Raw genomic sequence first — 17624 nt, 5'->3', positions numbered from 1 at the left:
TGCAGCAGTATGCAGGCAAAAATGGCCATGAAAAAATAATTAAATCAGCAGGTTAACCCCGCTAAAAAGTATGATGGCACCGGAATCGTTCCTATGACCCGGTGGGACTGGCGGGGGGCTGGAATCTTTATCAGTATGCGCCGAATCCGATGGGGTGGGTGGATCCGTGGGGTCTAAATAATTATTCTCTATCGTTCAAAGCTCAGTTTAGAGAGGCTAAAAGAAGATTAGGTATTCCTAAAAACACGAATACTCCACAATCTGTGAAAGTTTTTGATTCTAAATATGAGAATCGAACGGTGTGGGAGTTTTATAATAATGGTGATAGGAAATATATCATAATGCATGAAGAAGATAAGTTTGGTAGAGGTCCGCATCTTCATACTGCTGATGATTTACATGGAAATCCACTGGAAAGCAAGGTCAGATATAATCAACACCTTGGCCATATACCAGAAGACACAAAAGGCATATCAAACATGAAGGGTAGAAAGAAATGTCAATGAATCTTAAGGAGAAGCTTAAAGTAGCAAAAGAAAGAAATGAGTTTAGAGTGCTAAAGGATTTGATATTATCTAAAAACGATATTAAGGAATATGAGATCATTCAAGAAGATATTGATTATCAAGCTGTCATTGATATTGCTTTTGAAAGACAAGTTCTTTTGAAAAATGAGTGTGATGCTCGCATAATGAAAAAAAATTTTAAGTCATTTGTTTCAGGAATTGATGATAATGAAGACTTAACATTCTGCACATCAACGATTGATAATGTTTTTTTTATAAGATTACAGGCGGGGATAATAAAAAGAAATATAGATTTTTTCTGGGGGGATGAGCGACTTTATAAGAATTCACAAGATAGAATTTTTTTTTCCGAGAAAAAAAACAAAGGATTTACAGTGTTGAAAAGTGAGTATGGGTTGGAAGTTGCCGAATGGTGAACAGCGGATTCAACTATTGAATGAACTCTATGCTAAGAACTACAAGCGCGTCCAATACATAATACAATGTAGTTCCCTTACGATGTGGATAAGAACCTTGTGGTGAACGACGAACAATTTTTGTGGAGCCTTAGGTAACCTGATTAGCCACCACACAGGAAGGCACTAAAACTGCGGCAGGGTTATCGTCTGTTGCAGGAACGGCAGCTGTCAGATGTATGTTTATGATCTGGTGAAAAGCTAGAGCCTGCTGGCGCATATTGACCATCAGCGGGACGCCGGGCAGCTGTGCACCCTGATTCATCCCGACGACACCCGTGAAACGCTGATATGGAACCCGCGCGGTCAGCTGAGTGCCTGGCGCGATACGCTGGACAGTGAAATCCGCTGGGCTTACAACGTCGCAGGTCTGCCCGTCAGCCAGACCGATCGTCTCGGACGCACGCGTCGCTGGCATTATGATCCGCGCGGCAACCTGCTGCGGCTGGAGAACGGCAACGGGGGTGAATACCGTTTTGACTATGACGCCGCCGGTCGTCCGCTGCGTGAAGTGCGCCCGGATGAAACCGAACGGCTGTGGCAGTGGGACGAGCGCGGCCTGCTCAGCGCCATGCGGGAAGACGGTATGCCCGGCCCGGATGGCGGACTGCCGCGTCGTATTCAGCAGTTTCGCTATGACGACAGCGGCCTGCTGACCGGGCGCAGCCATTGCCATGCCGGATATCGTTACCGGCATGACCGTGCCGGTCAGCTGGTTAGCGTGACGCGCACGCCCACAGAGGAAGGGGCGGCGCTGGGTATTGAAGCGGATGAAATCCTTTTCCGGCGCGATGCGTCAGGCCGTCTGCTGAGTGAATCAGGCCGCAGCGGCACGCTGGATTATCAGTGGGATGAACTGAACAACCTCAGCGGTCTGACGCTGCCGGACGGGCAGCAGCTTAGCTGGCTGCATTACGGCTCCGGCCACGTCAGCGCCATCCGTTTTAACCGGCAGCTGGTGAGTGAATTTACCCGTGACCGGCTGCACCGGGAAACCCGGCGCAGCCAGGGGGCGCGCTGGCAGAGCCGGGAGTACGACAGCCTCGGTCGCCGCACCCGGCAGCAGAGCGCGGTGACAGACGGGGTGGCGCTGCCGGAAAAAGATATCCTGTCGCGCGCCTTCCGCTACTGCGCGCGGGGTGAGCTGGCGGGTATCCACGACACGCTGCGCGGCCAGGTGGACTACGGCTATGACGCCGAAGGCCGCCTGCTGAAACATTACGAAGCCCGGCAGGGCCACGCCAGCCGGTGGTTCCGCTACGATGCTGCCGACAACCTGGTGGATGAGGAGCAGGCTTCCGTCGCGGTGAGGGATAACCGTCTGCGGCAGTGGCAGCAGCTGTTTATGAAGTACGACGCGTGGGGCAACCTCATCCGTCGCCGCAGCGGCCAGTATGAGCAGCATTTTACTTACGACGCGGAAAACCGGCTGATAACCGCCGGTGGCAGCGGCCCGCAGGGCCGGTTTACCGCGCACTATCATTACGACGCGCTGGGCAGACGTACGCGCAAGGTGGTGAACAGCGGACAGGGTGAGCAGGAAACGTGCTTCCTGTGGCAGGGGTATCGCCTGTTACAGGAGCAGCAGGCGAACGGCAGCCGCCAGACCTATGTTTATGACCCGGCGGAGACCTGGAGCCCGCTGGCGCGCATTGACCATCGGCAGGATGCAGAACAGGGAGAGACAGTCTGGTTCAGCACGGACCTGAACGGTGCGCCGCTGGAAGTGACGGATGCAGAGGGTACGGTGCGCTGGAGCGGGCAGTATGGCAGCTTTGGCGAGGTGAGCAGGCAGACGGAAGGGTTTTACCGTCTGCCGGGGAGCGCGTCGCTGCACCATCAGCCGCTGCGCTACGCCGGGCAGTACGCGGACCGGGAAACGGGACTGCATTATAATCTGTTCCGGTATTATGATCCGCAGGTGGGACGGTTTACGGTGCAGGACCCGGTGGGACTGGCGGGAGGCTGGAATCTTTATCAGTATGCGCCGAATCCGTACAGTTGGATCGATCCGTTAGGTCTGAATGCATGTGGTCCAAATAAGAAGACTACATTTGAAGGGGTAAGCCGCCGTGATGCATTCAGGCAGGCTAAACGTGATGCAGGAATACCGAATAGCCAACATCCTGTAGATATATCTAAACCTGAATTGTTGGATGGGAATGGAAAAGTCATCATGGGAGAAAATGGCCAGGTTGTTAAAACAAGACAGTATGAATTTAACAATAATAATGGTGAACGCGTATTTATACAGGAGCATAGCTTGGGCCATTTCAAAGCAACTAAGGGGCATGGTTTAGAGCCACACTTCAACATTAGGCCATCTGATAACTTGAAAACCGGGGACTTCCCGGGTACACATGGCCATTATAATTTCTGAGTGAGGACTTATGAATATTTTAGATTTAGTTGAAAGCAATCCCTTTTTAAAATCCCTATACCCTAATGGAATTCTAGGTGACCTATTAATTGGTGATGTTACTTTTGGTTCTGGTGGTCATATAGGGTTGACAATACACACTAAGGAAAAACCATGTGTTGAAACAAAAAAATGGGGGGTGTGGGGAAAGGATTTCAACGTTGTCAGCATAAAGCTTAATGCATGTAACCCAGGTGATGTGGTTGTTTCTAATTGGTATTGTGCTGATTTTATGCCTGCGGTTATAGAAAAGGGTGAGGAATCCTTGTTTGTCTTTTCTCAGGAATCAGGAAGTTTTTCGTTTAAGTTACATGTTGAATTCTTTATTTTTCAGGGGTGTTCCGCTTATCTTATTAGTTAGTATAAATACCACCTATTGAGATTACATTTCATACTGCTATTGATTCATCCTTTGAAGACTTTTAAACGCCAGGCAGCAGGCGAACGGCAACCGGCAGACCTATGTTTATGACCCGGCAGAAACCTGGAGCCCGCTGGCGCGAATCGACCATCAGCAGGATGCAGAACAGGGAGAGACAGTCTGGTTCAGCACTGACCTGAACGGCGCGTCGCTGCGCCATCAGCCGCTGCGCTACGCCGGCCAGTACGCGGACCGGGAGACCGGACTGCATTATAATCTGTTCCGGTATTATGACCCGCAGGTGGGACGGTTTACGGTCCAGGACCCGGTGGGTCTGGCGGGAGGAGAAAATCTCTACGCGTATGCACCGAACCCGTTCAGCTGGATAGATCCGTCAGGTCTCAGCAGGTGCAAACCTTCATCGCCTGGTTCAATGCAAAAGGAAGTTGAGCGAGGGCAGGCTCCGAGGGAAATACAGCGTGTTGACAGGGGGCATATACTCGGCCAGGAAGCTCACGTTCATTATTCAGATGGAACATCCTCTAATATGAGCGGTGGTATTCACGATGCTCATCGTGGTATACCGAATCCAACTAAAAAAGCTCGTATATGGCTTAGTAGTCATGGATGGACGCCACCAGATTAAACACGAGGCACTATGAAAATTTATGGATATGAAAATGAAGACAGTGACTTAGTCAGTCTTCAGGAAATGTCATTGCAGGTAAGTGTTGATGAATTAAAGGAATTATCAAGATTTATCACACACACAATTAACCTGATGGAGGAGCATGGTGATAAATTTGGAGATGAACATTTTTCAGACTTTATAAAATCTACAAAACATCCAGATATTATTATTACCAGATGAAAAATAAGCCGGAAGTGATCTGAATGATCCTTCCGGCTTTTTATTCTAGCCGTCCGCCGTCAGGAGCAGGCCAGTCTCCATGAAGAGATACTCAGATCTATCACACAAACCCCCCACCACATCCCAAACTGGCGAGTTAGCGTTATTTATTGGCCTTACGCATAAACATAGCCATTTGCGGTTTTTTTATAATCCTCCTGACTGACCGGATTCAGGCCCGGTTTTGCCTGACAGCATTGGGAGGAAGTATGGATATTAACGTGACCTTCATGCATCAGTTGCTGATCTGGATTGAAGCGAATATCGAGCAAAAACTGATTCTGGAGACCGTTGCCCAGCGGGCGGGGTATTCGCAGTGGCACCTGCAACGTCTGTTTCGCCGTTATACCGGTCTGGCGCTGGGTGCCTATATTCGTGAGAGGAAGTTAACCGCCTCGGTGATTGAACTGCTCAGTGGCAACACACCGTTGATGCACATCGCTTTGCAGTTCGGTTTTGATTCGCAGCAAACCTATTGCCGCACGTTCCGCCGCATGTTCAATCTCCCCCCCGGCGCGTTTCGCCGTAAATATCAGCACAGTCTGCCGCCGATGGACGGCCCGGCTAGTCTGCTGATGCTGCATTCGCACGGACAGCAGGCGTAGCAAAGTATTTGCCCGGTGTTGATCCAAAAGCGTTGCGGAACGCACTGATATAACTGCTGACATTTTCAAATCCGACCTGCCATGCCACCTGCTGCACACTCTTTCCGGCGGCGAGTTCCTGCAATGAGTTCAGTAAACGCGCAACCTGACGATATTTTGCCAGGCTCATGCCGGTGGCGCTGGTCCAATGGCGGCTCAGGCTGCGCGGGCTGAGTCCGGCCCAGCGCGCCAGCTCCGGTCCGGTTCGCGCGTCGGATGGGTCATCCATCAGCTGGCGGGCAATCTGCAACAGACGTGGGTCCTCAGGTAACGGTAAGGTGAGCGGCTGGACCGATGCCTGGTAGAGTTCATCAAGAAAGACCTCGCTCAGCCGGTTGTAACGATCGCTGCCCCACAGGTCCGGGGATAAGGTCGCCAGCCTTTCGGCCAGTGGCTCCAGCAGTGCCGGGCAGGCTAATAGCACCGGACTATCCGGTAAGGGTGAGGCCAGCGCCTCATCAATCAGCACCGTCCAGCCTGTCACGCGGCCCGGCCCGACGATGGCGTGTTCAAAGTGCGGCGGAATCCAGCCTACCAGCCGCGGCGGATTGGCGAAGATGCCAGAGGGCGTGTTGACCGTCATTAACCCCTGTTTCAGGCAGTAAAGCTGCCCGGCGGCATGCTGATGCGTGCGGCTTTCGCGATCCAGCTCTTTGGATAGTGACACGGCAATGACTTTGGGCGCATCCGGCTGCATCAACCGTTGGCGTAAATCGTCTTTGCGTGGGTCGCCAGCGAAGGGGATGTTATCGGCAGGGTTGAATAGCATGAGGTGTCCTGGGTGGAGAAGGTAAAGTGGCGGAAGATCACAGGAGTCGAACCTGCCCGGGACCGCTGGCGGCCCCAACCGGATTTGAAATCCGGCCGCCTCACCGGAGACGACGATCTTCCTTTACCGTAGCCGCAGAATTATAGCGGCAAACGGGGCAACGTTGTTGATCTTAGCCGTGCGTCACAGCACGTTTTCACCGTTATGTTGCCGGTACTCCTTCGGCGTCGTGGCATAACTTTTCTTAAATACCGAGTAGAAATATTGCAGCGAAGGGTAGCCGCACATCTGTGAGATTTCATTGATGCTGAGGGAGGAACTGGCTAGCAGCTCGCGCGCCTTCTCCAGTTTTTCGCGGTGAATCATGGCATGAATGGTATCGCCCGTTTCATCGCGGAAGCGTTTTTCCAGATTGGAACGTGAAATGCCGATGGCATCCAGCACCTGTTCCACCTTGATACCTTTACAGGCGTTAAAGCGGATGTAATGCATCGCCTGAATCACTGCCGGGTCACGTAACGAACGAAAATCGGTAGAACGGCGGGCAATCACTTTTACCGGCGGCACCAGGATACGTTGTAGCGGCAGCGACTGTTTATCCAGCAAGCGATGCAGCAGCTTGGCGGCCTGATAACCCATCTGACGTGTGCCCTGTGCGACGGAAGAAAGCGCCACGCGCGACAGGTAACGGGTGAGTTCTTCATTGTCGATGCCGATAACCGTGAGTTTCTCTGGCACTGGAATCTTCAGATGCTCACATGCCTGCAACAGATGGCGCGCGCGTGCATCGGTGACGGCGATAATGCCGGTCTGCTGCGGCAGCGTTTGCAGCCAGTCCGCCAGGCGGTTCTGCGCGTGTTGCCAGTTTTCTGGGGCCGTTTCCATCCCCTGATATACCACCCCTTGATAACGCTCCCGTGCCACCAACTGGCGGAAGGCATGTTCACGCTCCTGCGCCCAGCGTTTACCGCTGGCGGCGGGCAGGCCGTAAAAAGCGAAGCGGTTAATACCTTTTTCTTTCAGATGCAAAAAGGCACTCTCCACCAGCGCGGCGTTATCGGTGGCGATGTAATGCACCGGTGGGTAGTCCTGTTGCTGATGATAGGAGCCACCCACGCCGACAATCGGCACAGACACATTCGCCAGCAGCTTTTCAATTGAGCTGTCGTCGTAATCGGCGATCACCCCGTCGCCCAGCCACTCACGAATGTTATCGATGCGGCAGCGAAAATCCTCTTCAATGAAGATGTCCCAGTCGGTTTGCGACGCCTGTAAATATTCACCTACGCCTTCAACAACCTGGCGGTCATAGACCTTATTGGCGTTGAACAGCAACGTAATGCGATAGCGTTTTTCATGCATAGTGGCGTGTTCCCTTAAACCCTCAGCGCATTGCATAACACGGCTGGCCGGGGAGCAGAAAGAATTTGCGCCACATTGTGATCGCTCACGCGATTACACCCGACGCCGGGTAGCGGTATCCATCCACACTGCCAGCAGCAGAATCGCGCCTTTGACGATGTACTGCCAGAAGGTCGGTACGTCCATCATGCTCATGCCGTTATCCAGCGATGCCATGATAAATGCCCCCATCACCGCACCCGCGACAGACCCGACACCTCCCGCCAGGCTGGTACCGCCGATGACACAGGCGGCGATGGCATCCAGCTCCGCAATGTTACCCGCAGAGGGAGAACCCGCGCCCAGTCGCGAACTCAGGATCAAACCGGCAATCGCCACCATCACGCCATTGATAGCAAACACCGCCAGCTTGGTACGTGCCACGTTGATCCCGGAAAGCCGGGCGGCATCCAGGTTGCCGCCAATGGCGTAAATACGGCGGCCAAAGGCGGTGCGCGTTGCCATAAACATGCCACCCAGCAACAGTAACGCCAGCAGCAGCACCGGGGTCGGTACGCCACGATAATCATTCAGCAGCCATATTGCCCCCAGCACCAGAACGGCGGTGATTGCCTGACGTGCAACGGCACCACTCGCGGCGGGTTGTGACAAGCCCAGACGCTGACGGCGCAGGCGCAAACGCCACTGCCAGAGGATAAACAGTGCCAGACCGGCAAAGCCGAAACCAAATCCGACCCCGCCAGGCAGGTAGCTTTGCCCAATCTGCGACATCGCCGGGCTGGTGGGCGCAACGGTGGTGCCGTCGGTGATCCCCACCAGGATGCCACGAAACGCCAGCATGCCCGCCAGGGTAACGATAAAAGAGGGGACTTTACGATAGGCGACCCACCAGCCATTCCAGGTGCCGAGCAACAGCCCCATCACCAGGGTAACCACGATGGTGAGCGGCAGCGGCCAGCCGAGCCAGACATCAAAAATCGCCGCCGCACCGCCGAGCAGGCCCATCATCGAACCGACCGAGAGATCGATCTCTGCCGAAATAATGACAAACACCATTCCCACCGCAAGGATGCCGGTGATGGCAGTCTGGCGCAGCAGGTTGGAGACGTTACGCGGACTGAGCCAGGCACCGTCGGTGGTCCAGGTGAAGAACAGCGCAATCAACACGATGGCACCTAGCATCACCAGCACCTGCAAATTCGGCAGCGGGAATTTGCCCGGAGCGCTTTTACCCGGCGTGGTAAGGCCGCGTTCTGTACTTTCGGTCTTAAGCATAGTGTTCACTCCGCAGGGCGGCTTCCATCACCTGCTCCTGAGTCAGGTTGTCGTTAATCAGATCGGCTTTGATTTGTCCTTCGTGCATCACCAAAACCCGATCGCTCAGGCCCAGCACTTCGGGCAGCTCGGACGAAATGACAATGACGGCAATCCCTTGCTGCACCAGCGCATTGATCAGCAGATAGATCTCCTGACGTGCGCCGACATCGATGCCGCGTGTTGGCTCATCGAGAATCAGAATCTGTGGATTCAGCAGCAGGCATTTGGCGAGAATCGCTTTCTGCTGGTTACCGCCACTCAGGCGGCCAATCGGCAATTCGGGAGAGGAGGTTTTCACACGCAGACGGACAATGGCATCGTTGATCGCCTGTTGTTCCAGCGCCTCATCCAGTGTGGAAAGCCGCTGGCTGAACTGGTCCAATGCCGCCAGGGTGATGTTTTTGCCCACCCCCATCAGCGGCACAATTCCGTCCTTTTTACGATCTTCCGGCACCATGGCGATGCCATGCGCAATGGCGTCCCGGCAGTCACGGATGTGTACTTTTTTGCCGTTGAGGGTGATGTCGCCCTGCCAGCGACCGGGCCAGACGCCAAACAGGCACTGGACAGTTTCGGTGCGCCCAGCCCCCACCAGCCCGGCGATACCCAGAATTTCACCGCGCTTCAGGCTGAAAGAGACGTTATTCACCCGGCGGATATGGCGATTGACGGGATGCCAGGCGGTCAGATTCTCCACTTGCAAAAGGGTCTCGCCGATATCATGCGGCGTGTGGGGATAGAGCGCGGTCAGCTCGCGTCCCACCATCATGGTGATGATGTCATCCTCACTCAGGCCAGCCGCCGCACGTGTGGCGATATGCTGTCCATCGCGGATCACACAGATGGTGTCCGAAATTGCTTTGACCTCGTTGAGTTTGTGCGAAATATAGATGCAGGCGATACCATGCTCGCGCAGGTTTTTGATGATGCTGAGCAGCACCTCGGTTTCCTGCTCGGTCAGGGAGGAGGTGGGTTCATCGAGGATCAGCAGGCGCACCTGTTTATTCAGGGCGCGGGCAATCTCCACCAGCTGTTGCTGGCCCAAACCCAGCTCACCCACGCGCGTGTCGGGCGAAACATTCAGTTTGACCCGCTCCAGCAGCTGCTGGCAGCGCAGGGTCATGGTTTCGTCATCCACCATGCCGTAGCGCCCCAGTTCAGCACCAAGGAAAATGTTTTCCATCACCGTCAACTGACGCACCAGCGCCAGCTCCTGATGGATAATCACAATCCCTTTGCGTTCGGTATCGCGGATAGTCTGTGCCTGGATTTCATCGCCAGCAAAATGGATACTGCCGTCAAAGTCCCCGTGCGGGTAAAGCCCGCACAGGATCTTCATCAGTGTCGATTTTCCCGAGCCGTTTTCGCCGCACAGCGACATCACTTCACCCGCTTCCAGCCGCAGGCTAACGTCATCCACCGCTTTCACCGCGCCGAAGCGCTTAGTGATATGGTTCATTTCCAGCAACATCGACATCTCTCCTTCGCGGGCTGCGCTTAGAGTTCGCTCTGCTTATGGAAGCCGTCTTTGATTACGGTGCTTTCGATATTGCTTTTGTTGACCGGAATTGGCGTCAGCAGGCGTGACGGCACATCTTTCAGGCCATTATTGAGTTTGCCGTTGCTGGCCGGGGTCTGACCGTTGCCGAGTTCAACCGCGATTTTGGCGGCTTCGGTGGCAAGCTGGGTGATGGGTTTATACACCGTCATGGTTTGTGTGCCATTCATGATGCGTTTGATGGCGGCCAGGTCGGCATCCTGTCCGGAGATCGCCACTTTACCTGCCAGGCCCTGTGCGCTCAGCGCCTGAATGGCACCCCCTGCGGTAGCATCGTTCGAGGCCACGACCGCATCAATATGGTTGCTGTTGGCGGTAAGGGCGTTTTCCATAATTTTCAACGCATTTTCTGGCAGCCAGGCATCAACCCACTGATCGCCCACCACTTTGATACTGCCGTTATCAATATAGGGTTTTAACACCTTCATTTGTCCGGCGCGGAACAGGCGCGCGTTATTATCAACCGGTGAGCCACCCATCAGGAAATAATTCCCTTTTGGCACCTGCTGCACAATACTTTCGGCCTGAAGCTCGCCCACTTTTTCATTATCAAAAGAGATATAAAAATCAATGTCGGCGTTATTTATCATGCGGTCATAGGCCAGAACCTTAATGCCTTCACGCTTCGCTTCCGCTACCACGTTACTTAATACCTGGCCGTTATAAGGGATGATCACCAATACATCGACGCCGCGGTTGATCATATTTTCAATTTGCGACATCTGGGTTTCTTCGTTGCCGTTGGCGGACTGGACAAATACGGTCGCTCCCAACGTTTCCGCCTGTTTCACGAAGATATCACGGTCTTTCTGCCAGCGTTCCAGACGTAAGTCATCAATCGCCATACCGATTTTCACTTCTTTCGCTACGCCAGCGTGGCTTATCAGGGCCAGCGCCGCGCAGACGGCTAACAACGTTGTTTTCATGTTCATGGTGTTCATCCTGTAGGGGTGGAGGCTGTTTTCGTTGTTTAAGGTTTGAGGCTATGAACAGGGCGGTTGAATTGTTGACCTGAGATTCCGGCAACATCAATTACTGATTTTTATCCAGCTATTACGTTTTTTGGTTTATTTGCGATTTTTTGAGCGCGATCGATATTTGGAGGTTTTCAGAGGAATGGATTGCAAGGCAGCTGCGAGAAGGCGTGCAATGAAAATAACGACATTATTTTGCGAGCTGACGCACAAATAATAATTATCTTAAGTTAAGTGTGAAATATCGTAATTGAGAAGCGGCATAACGCATTACCACAATAATGACTCAAAGCTGACCACTCGGGTCCTCATGCTAAGGAGCAAAAAATGCACGCCTATTTCGACCAGCTTGATCGCGTTCGTTATGAGGGAGCCGCTACCCGCAATCCTCTGGCGTTTCGTCATTACAATCCTGATGAAGTGATTCTTGGTAAAACCATGGCGGAGCATCTGCGTTTTGCCGCCTGCTACTGGCATACCTTCTGCTGGAACGGCGCAGATATGTTTGGTGTCGGTGCCTTTGATCGCCCCTGGCAGAAGAATGGTGATGCACTCGAACTGGCGAAACAGAAGGCCGACGTGGCTTTTGAGTTCTTCCATAAGCTCAACGTACCTTATTACTGCTTCCACGATGTTGATGTCTCGCCGGAAGGCGATTCGCTGAAAAGCTATCGCGAATAATTTGGCGGTGATGAGCGATGTGATGGCGGAAAAACAGCAGTCCACCGGCGTCAAGCTGCTGTGGGGCACCGCCAACTGCTTCACCCATCCACGCTATGGCGCAGGCGCAGCTACCAATCCGGATCCGGAAATTTTTGCCTGGGCCGCCAGCCAGGTGTGCAGCGCCATGCAGGCAACGCAAACCCTCGGCGGTGAAAACTATGTGTTGTGGGGCGGCCGAGAAGGTTATGAAACCCTGCTGAATACCGACCTGCGCCAGGAACGTGAGCAGATTGGCCGCTTTATGCAGATGGTGGTGGACCATAAACATAAAATCGGTTTCCAGGGCATGTTGCTGATCGAGCCGAAACCGCAGGAACCGACCAAACACCAATATGACTACGATGTGGCGACGGTATATGGCTTCCTGAAGCAGTTCGGGCTGGAGAAAGAGATTAAAGTTAACGTGGAAGCTAACCACGCCACGCTGGCGGGCCACTCCTTCCACCATGAAATTGCCACTGCCATTGCGCTGGGGATTTTCGGTTCGGTGGATGCCAACCGTGGCGATATCCAGTGCGGCTGGGACACCGACCAGTTCCCGATCAGCGTGGAAGAGAATGCGCTGGTGATGTACGAAATCATCAAAGCGGGCGGATTCACCACTGGCGGCTTAAACTTTGATGCCAAAGTTCGGCGTCAGAGCACCGATAAATATGACCTGTTCTACGGCCATATTGGCGCGATGGATACCATGGCGCTGGCGCTGAAAGTGGCGGCGCGGATGGTAGCGGATGGCGAGCTGGATAAGCGGGTCGCACAGCGCTACAGCGGCTGGAACGGAGAGTTTGGTCAGCAGATCCTCAAAGGGGAATTTTCCGCCTGGCGCCTCGCCCTGGCGCCGGAACACGCCGGACAGCAGGAACAGCTGAAATATCGTCAATCCGCAGCATCGCAGCGGACGCCAGGAGCAGCTGGAAAACCTGGTGAATCACTACCTTTTTGATTTTTAACCCTTCGGGAGAGCAGCATGGTTATCGGGATCGATTTAGGCACCTCCGGCGTCAAAGTGGCATTGCTGGATGCGCAGGGGCAGGTGGTTGCCGTAACAAGCGCACCGTTGCAGGTGTCGCGCCCGCATCCGCTATGGAGCGAGCAGGATCCCGAAAGCTGGTGGCTCGCCACGGACCAGGCAATGCAGGCACTGGCGCAACAGCACGATTTAAGCGGCGTGCAGGCGATTGGGCTGAGTGGCCAGATGCACGGTGCCACCTTGCTGGATGCCCGGTTTCGGGTACTGCGTCCGGCGATTCTCTGGAACGACGGACGCAGCGCTGAGCAGTGCCGCCAGCTGGAGCAGCAGGTGCCGGATGCACGTACCATCACCGGCAACCTGATGATGCCTGGCTTTACTGCACCCAAGCTGTTGTGGGTGCAGCAACATGAACCTGAGATCTTTGCGCAGATCGCTAAGGTCTTACTACCCAAGGATTATCTGCGCTGGCGATTAAGCGGCGATTTTGCCACGGATATGTCGGATGCAGCCGGGACCCTGTGGCTCGATGTAGCGAAACGCGACTGGAGCGATAAGTTACTCACCGCCTGTGGGCTGGATCGTCGCCAGATGCCACAGCTGTTTGAAGGCAACCAGGTGACCGGTACATTGCAGCCAGAGATTGCCCAACGCTGGGGAATGCAGCCGGTGCCGCTGGTAGCAGGTGGGGGTGATAACGCAGCGGGAGCGGTGGGTGTCGGTATGGTAGAGCCGGGGCAGGGTATGTTGTCGCTCGGCACTTCGGGCGTCTATTTCCTGGTGAGCGATGGCTATCTCAGCAATCCACAGCGGGCGGTACACAGCTTTTGTCATGCGCTATCGCAGCGCTGGCATTTGATGTCTGTGATCCTCAGTGCGGCCTCCTGTCTGGACTGGGCGGCAAAACTCACTGGCTGTGAGGATGTGCCGCAACTACTGTCTGAAGCCGAACAGGCGCGCAGCGATGTTTCACCAGTATGGTTCCTGCCTTATCTTTCCGGCGAGCGGACACCGCATAACAACCCGCAGGCGCAGGGGGCATTTTTTGGCCTGACGCATCAGCACGGCAGGCCGGAACTGGCGCGTGCGGTGCTGGAAGGGGTGGGATTTGCCCTGGCGGAAGGAATGGAGGCGGTACATGAATGTGGCGTGCAACCACAAACGGTGATGCTGATTGGTGGCGGCGCGCGTAGCGCTTACTGGCGGCAGATGCTGGCAGATATCAGCGGCCTGACGCTGGATTATTGCCATGGCGGCGAAGTGGGACCTGCGCTGGGTGCGGCACGGCTGGCGCAGCTGGCGGTTGCTCCCGATAGCGTGTTGCCAATGCCGGAGCTGGCGCAACGTCATCAACCGGATGCGGCCAGACATCGGGCCTATCAACCGCAGCGTGAAGTCTTTGCCCGCCTGTATCAGCAACTGCAACCGCTGATGTCCTGATACAGCGTCAGGATGGTCGAATAGGACATGAGTTGGATGTTAAGGTTGGCTATGATGTAGCGGCGCGATTTATCGCGCGTCTTTTGAACCGGGACACCTGCTGCTAAAACATGCGCGATAAATCGCGCCGCTACGGTCAGGTGCAGGACGTAAAGAAAAACCAACCGGAGCACCACTATGCCGCAACCCGTGTTCTTCCTGACTCTGCCTGGGGTGATGGTGCTCGATCTCACCGGTCCGGCAGAAACTTTCCAGCTGGCTGGCGGCCACTTCGTGCTGCACTATATCGGGCCGCAGACCCGCGTCACCTGTTCCACCCAAATGACCATCAGCGACATCGCGCCGCTGCCCGATCGCTTGCCTGCCGACAGCCTGCTGGTGGTGCCTGGCGTGCACGATTCACGTACCTGCTACGACACCCCCGCCGCCGCCATTGCGCGTGACTGGTTGCGTCAGCAACAGGCCGATATTCAGGCTCAGCGTATCACCCTGGTGTGCGTCTGTTCCGGTTCGCTGCTGGCAGCACAAGCCGGATTGCTGGATGGCGTGCAGTGCACCACGCATCATGACGTGTTGCCCCGTTTACAGGCGGCGGCCCCGGCTGCGCTGGTAAAAGAAAACCGGGTGTTTATTGAAGATGGCGGCATCTGGAGCAGCGCCGGGATTACCGCCGGTATCGACCTCTCACTCCACTTGATTAACCGGCTATGTGGCGCGCGTCAGGCGCTGGCGGTGGCGCGTGAGATGGTGGTGTGGTTCCGGCGTTCTGGTGATGACCCGCAACTCTCGCCGTGGCTGCGCTATCGTAACCATCTGCACCCGGCGATTCACCGCGCGCAGGATGTGATGATTGCCCACCCGGAGTATGACTGGTCGCTGCCTGCGCTGGCGGAGCGGGCCCATGTCAGCGAGCGGCATCTGACGCGTCTGTTCCGCCAGCATCTGGGTATTAGCGTGCGCGAATACCACGAACAGCTGCGGCTGGTGATTGCCCGTCAGCGTCAGCAGCAGGGCGAAGCCGCAGAAAAAGCCGCGCTGGCCGCGGGTTTCTCCTCTGCACGTCAGCTGCGTCGGGCGCTGCAACGCTGGGACGATCAGCTCACCAGATGATGTTTATCGATCCGCTTCAACAATATCGCCAGCAGCAAACTGCCGATTAGCGTCACGCCAAACACCCACGGCAGGTCAAGCCATGGATTTGCCATATCATCGTAATGGTGGGTTCGCAGAAAATGGATGAACAACGCATGAAAGCCATAAATGGGCAGAGAGTAGCGTGCAATGGTCCCCATTAGCGGTAACGTGCGGCGATTCAGGGTGTTTTTGCAAAATACCAGCAGGCTGATCGCTGCAATAAATACCAGCGGTCCGCAGTAGAGATACCAGGTATCGTTGAACGCGCCGTTTATCAGCAGCATCTGTTTGGTGCCGAGAGTGATGCCAATGACGCAGGCGATAAAACCCAGTGCCGCCAGTGGAGTGGCGCCCGGTTTTTCCGTATCCATACAACCAATGGCCCGCCCCAGCAGTGCATACAGCAGGTAATAAATGCTGTCACCGCTGACATACAAATTCACCGGCAGCCAGTGAAACGGCCCTACCGACTGGCTGATTGTGTTGGGATTCGCCAGCACCGCCAGCACCGCGACTAACAACGCCACGTAGCGCGGATGCACGGTTTTCACCTGAATCAGCGGAGAAAGCAGGTAGATACCGATAATCGCAAAGAAAAACCACAGGTGATAGAACACTGGTTTTTGTAGCAGCTTCAGCAGCGAGCGACCTTCGCTGATCGGCGTCAGCCAGGTGATATAGGCCAGCGCCACCGCGCTGTAGAACAGCAGGCACAGCACGATGCGTAGCATATGCCGCCCCTGGGCACTGCGTTCACCAAAGAACAGATAACCTGAAATCATAAAGAACAGTGGCACGCAGACGCGTGATGCTGAATTGAGTACGTTAGCCACATCCCAACTGATGCCTGTTACCGCCAGCGGCCCGGTGATGTACCAGGTGGTGGTATGAATGACGATCACCATCAGGCAGGCGATGGCACGTAAGTTGTCGATCCAATTGATTTTTTGCGGCATGGCTTCCCCGAGCACAGAACGTCCTGCCCGGAAGGGTAGTCAGCGACAGGCGCGCCAACAACCTTTGGGTCTGAAATTCAGAGCCATCTGGCTACTGGTACCGCCGTCAGGATTTCCGGCTGCACATTGCGCGACCAAAGGGTATACTGTCGCACTCTTTTTTAATCCACCCGTATCGCGTGCGAATTCAACATGCAAAAGTTTGATACCAAGACCTTTCAGGGCCTGATCCTGACCTTGCAGGATTACTGGGCGCGTCAGGGCTGCACCATCGTCCAACCGCTGGACATGGAAGTGGGCGCTGGCACCTCTCACCCGATGACTTGCCTGCGTGCATTGGGCCCGGAGCCGATTGCCGCCGCTTATGTGCAGCCATCCCGCCGTCCTACCGATGGACGCTACGGTGAAAACCCGAACCGTTTACAGCACTACTATCAGTTCCAGGTGATCATCAAGCCTTCGCCGGACAACATTCAGGAGCTGTACCTTGGGTCGCTGAAAGAGCTGGGTATTGATCCGACGGTGCACGACATTCGCTTCGTTGAAGATAACTGGGAAAACCCGACGCTGGGTGCCTGGGGTCTCGGCTGGGAAGTGTGGCTCAACGGCATGGAAGTGACGCAGTTTACTTACTTCCAGCAGGTGGGCGGCCTCGAGTGTAAGCCGGTGACCGGTGAGATCACTTACGGTCTGGAGCGTCTGGCGATGTATATCCAGAGCGTGGACAGCGTCTACGATCTGACCTGGAGTGACGGCCCGCTGGGCAAAACCACTTACGGTGATGTATTCCATCAGAACGAAGTGGAACAGTCGACCTACAACTTCGAATACGCCGATGTGGATTTTCTCTTCACCTGCTTCGAGCAGTACGAGAAAGAAGCGCAGCGCCTGCTGGCGCTGGAAAAACCGCTGCCGCTGCCTGCGTATGAGCGCATCCTGAAAGCCGCGCACAGCTTTAACCTGCTGGACGCGCGTAAGGCGATCTCGGTGACCGAACGTCAGCGTTACATTCTGCGCATCCGTACCCTGACCAAAGCCGTGGCTGAAGCCTACTACGCCTCGCGCGAGGCGATGGGCTTCCCGATGTGCAATAACAACAAGTAAG

The 17624-nt window shown here is 54.8% G+C and carries 16 protein-coding genes, 1 tRNA gene and 2 pseudogenes; 11 read left to right on the top strand and 8 right to left on the bottom strand.

The window, feature by feature from the left end:
* The first annotated feature begins 158 nt into the window (after window positions 1-158).
* The 4 genes and pseudogenes from PW844_RS19995 to PW844_RS19980 all read left to right on the top strand — a co-directional run bounded on the left by PW844_RS19995 (window position 159) and on the right by PW844_RS19980 (window position 3762).
* On the top strand, window positions 159-506 hold the full coding sequence (locus PW844_RS19995) for an HNH/endonuclease VII fold putative polymorphic toxin (protein WP_299455579.1): 348 nt from the start codon (window positions 159-161) through the stop codon (window positions 504-506).
* Window positions 497-943 carry a hypothetical protein gene (locus PW844_RS19990; RefSeq protein WP_299455577.1) on the top strand — a complete coding sequence of 149 codons (447 nt, stop codon included), beginning with the start codon at window positions 497-499 and terminating at the stop codon, window positions 941-943. The genes PW844_RS19995 and PW844_RS19990 overlap by 10 nt, the downstream gene beginning before the upstream one ends.
* Window positions 944-1217: 274 nt before the next feature.
* Window positions 1218-3362: pseudogene (locus PW844_RS19985) on the top strand (RHS repeat-associated core domain-containing protein); the annotation flags it as partial.
* Between the two features lie 10 nt (window positions 3363-3372).
* Window positions 3373-3762: a hypothetical protein gene (locus PW844_RS19980; RefSeq protein ID WP_299455575.1), complete on the top strand. Its 390-nt coding sequence runs from the start codon at window positions 3373-3375 to the stop codon at window positions 3760-3762.
* 61 nt (window positions 3763-3823) lie between these two features.
* Here the strand turns inward: PW844_RS19980 and PW844_RS19975 are convergent, their stop codons facing one another.
* Window positions 3824-4033: a hypothetical protein gene (locus PW844_RS19975; RefSeq protein WP_299455573.1), complete on the bottom strand. Its 210-nt coding sequence runs from the start codon at window positions 4031-4033 to the stop codon at window positions 3824-3826.
* Here PW844_RS19975 and PW844_RS19970 point away from each other — a divergent pair.
* The 3 genes from PW844_RS19970 (at window position 3959) to PW844_RS19960 (ending at window position 5277) form a co-directional block, all read left to right on the top strand.
* Window positions 3959-4408 carry an RHS repeat-associated core domain-containing protein gene (locus PW844_RS19970; RefSeq protein WP_367187769.1) on the top strand — a complete coding sequence of 150 codons (450 nt, stop codon included), beginning with the start codon at window positions 3959-3961 and terminating at the stop codon, window positions 4406-4408. The two genes, PW844_RS19975 and PW844_RS19970, sit on opposite strands and share 75 nt — an antisense overlap.
* Before the next feature lie 12 nt (window positions 4409-4420).
* On the top strand, window positions 4421-4633 hold the full coding sequence (locus tag PW844_RS19965) for a hypothetical protein (RefSeq protein ID WP_208713479.1): 213 nt from the start codon (window positions 4421-4423) through the stop codon (window positions 4631-4633).
* A 248-nt stretch (window positions 4634-4881) separates the two neighbouring features.
* Window positions 4882-5277 carry a helix-turn-helix domain-containing protein gene (locus PW844_RS19960; protein ID WP_299455569.1) on the top strand — a complete coding sequence of 132 codons (396 nt, stop codon included), beginning with the start codon at window positions 4882-4884 and terminating at the stop codon, window positions 5275-5277.
* On the opposite strand, the gene PW844_RS19955 is transcribed toward PW844_RS19960, so the two are convergent.
* The 6 genes from PW844_RS19955 to xylF form a co-directional block, all read right to left on the bottom strand.
* Window positions 5237-6085 (bottom strand): helix-turn-helix transcriptional regulator, encoded by an 849-nt coding sequence (locus tag PW844_RS19955; protein ID WP_299455567.1) that lies wholly within the window; start codon window positions 6083-6085, stop codon window positions 5237-5239. The genes PW844_RS19960 and PW844_RS19955 overlap by 41 nt on opposite strands.
* Window positions 6086-6112: 27 nt before the next feature.
* A tRNA-Sec gene (locus PW844_RS19950) sits at window positions 6113-6207 on the bottom strand.
* A gap of 61 nt (window positions 6208-6268) precedes the next feature.
* Window positions 6269-7447: a D-xylose utilization transcriptional activator XylR gene (xylR, locus tag PW844_RS19945; protein ID WP_299455565.1), complete on the bottom strand. Its 1179-nt coding sequence runs from the start codon at window positions 7445-7447 to the stop codon at window positions 6269-6271.
* A gap of 93 nt (window positions 7448-7540) precedes the next feature.
* Complete coding sequence (gene xylH, locus PW844_RS19940; protein WP_299455563.1) at window positions 7541-8722, bottom strand: xylose ABC transporter permease XylH; 1182 nt, start codon at window positions 8720-8722, stop codon at window positions 7541-7543.
* A complete protein-coding gene (locus tag PW844_RS19935) occupies window positions 8715-10241 on the bottom strand; it encodes a xylose ABC transporter ATP-binding protein (protein ID WP_299455561.1) in 1527 nt (508 codons plus the stop codon). Before PW844_RS19935 ends, xylH begins: the two co-directional genes overlap by 8 nt.
* A 20-nt stretch (window positions 10242-10261) precedes the next feature.
* Window positions 10262-11254, bottom strand: a complete 993-nt coding sequence (xylF, locus tag PW844_RS19930; RefSeq protein WP_299455559.1) for a D-xylose ABC transporter substrate-binding protein — start codon at window positions 11252-11254, stop codon at window positions 10262-10264.
* A gap of 369 nt (window positions 11255-11623) precedes the next feature.
* On the opposite strand from xylF, the pseudogene xylA reads away from it, so the two are divergent.
* The 3 genes and pseudogenes from xylA to PW844_RS19915 all read left to right on the top strand — a co-directional run bounded on the left by xylA (window position 11624) and on the right by PW844_RS19915 (window position 15539).
* Window positions 11624-12969: pseudogene (xylA, locus tag PW844_RS19925) on the top strand (xylose isomerase).
* A 17-nt stretch (window positions 12970-12986) separates the two neighbouring features.
* Window positions 12987-14429, top strand: a complete 1443-nt coding sequence (gene xylB, locus PW844_RS19920; RefSeq protein ID WP_299455557.1) for a xylulokinase — start codon at window positions 12987-12989, stop codon at window positions 14427-14429.
* A gap of 177 nt (window positions 14430-14606) precedes the next feature.
* Window positions 14607-15539, top strand: a complete 933-nt coding sequence (locus tag PW844_RS19915) for a GlxA family transcriptional regulator (RefSeq protein ID WP_299455555.1) — start codon at window positions 14607-14609, stop codon at window positions 15537-15539.
* Here PW844_RS19915 and PW844_RS19910 read toward each other — a convergent pair.
* Window positions 15524-16519 carry an acyltransferase gene (locus tag PW844_RS19910; protein WP_299455805.1) on the bottom strand — a complete coding sequence of 332 codons (996 nt, stop codon included), beginning with the start codon at window positions 16517-16519 and terminating at the stop codon, window positions 15524-15526. The genes PW844_RS19915 and PW844_RS19910 overlap by 16 nt on opposite strands.
* A 192-nt stretch (window positions 16520-16711) precedes the next feature.
* Between PW844_RS19910 and glyQ the strand changes: the two genes are divergently transcribed.
* Window positions 16712-17623, top strand: a complete 912-nt coding sequence (gene glyQ / locus PW844_RS19905; protein ID WP_299455553.1) for a glycine--tRNA ligase subunit alpha — start codon at window positions 16712-16714, stop codon at window positions 17621-17623.
* The last annotated feature ends 1 nt before the right edge of the window (window position 17624 follow it).

This window comes from Pantoea sp. (genome assembly GCF_028283705.1).
Taxonomy (GTDB): domain Bacteria; phylum Pseudomonadota; class Gammaproteobacteria; order Enterobacterales; family Enterobacteriaceae; genus Pantoea.
The sequence above is the reverse complement of the archived record's forward strand: the minus strand, read 5'-3'. Positions and strand labels throughout refer to the sequence as shown.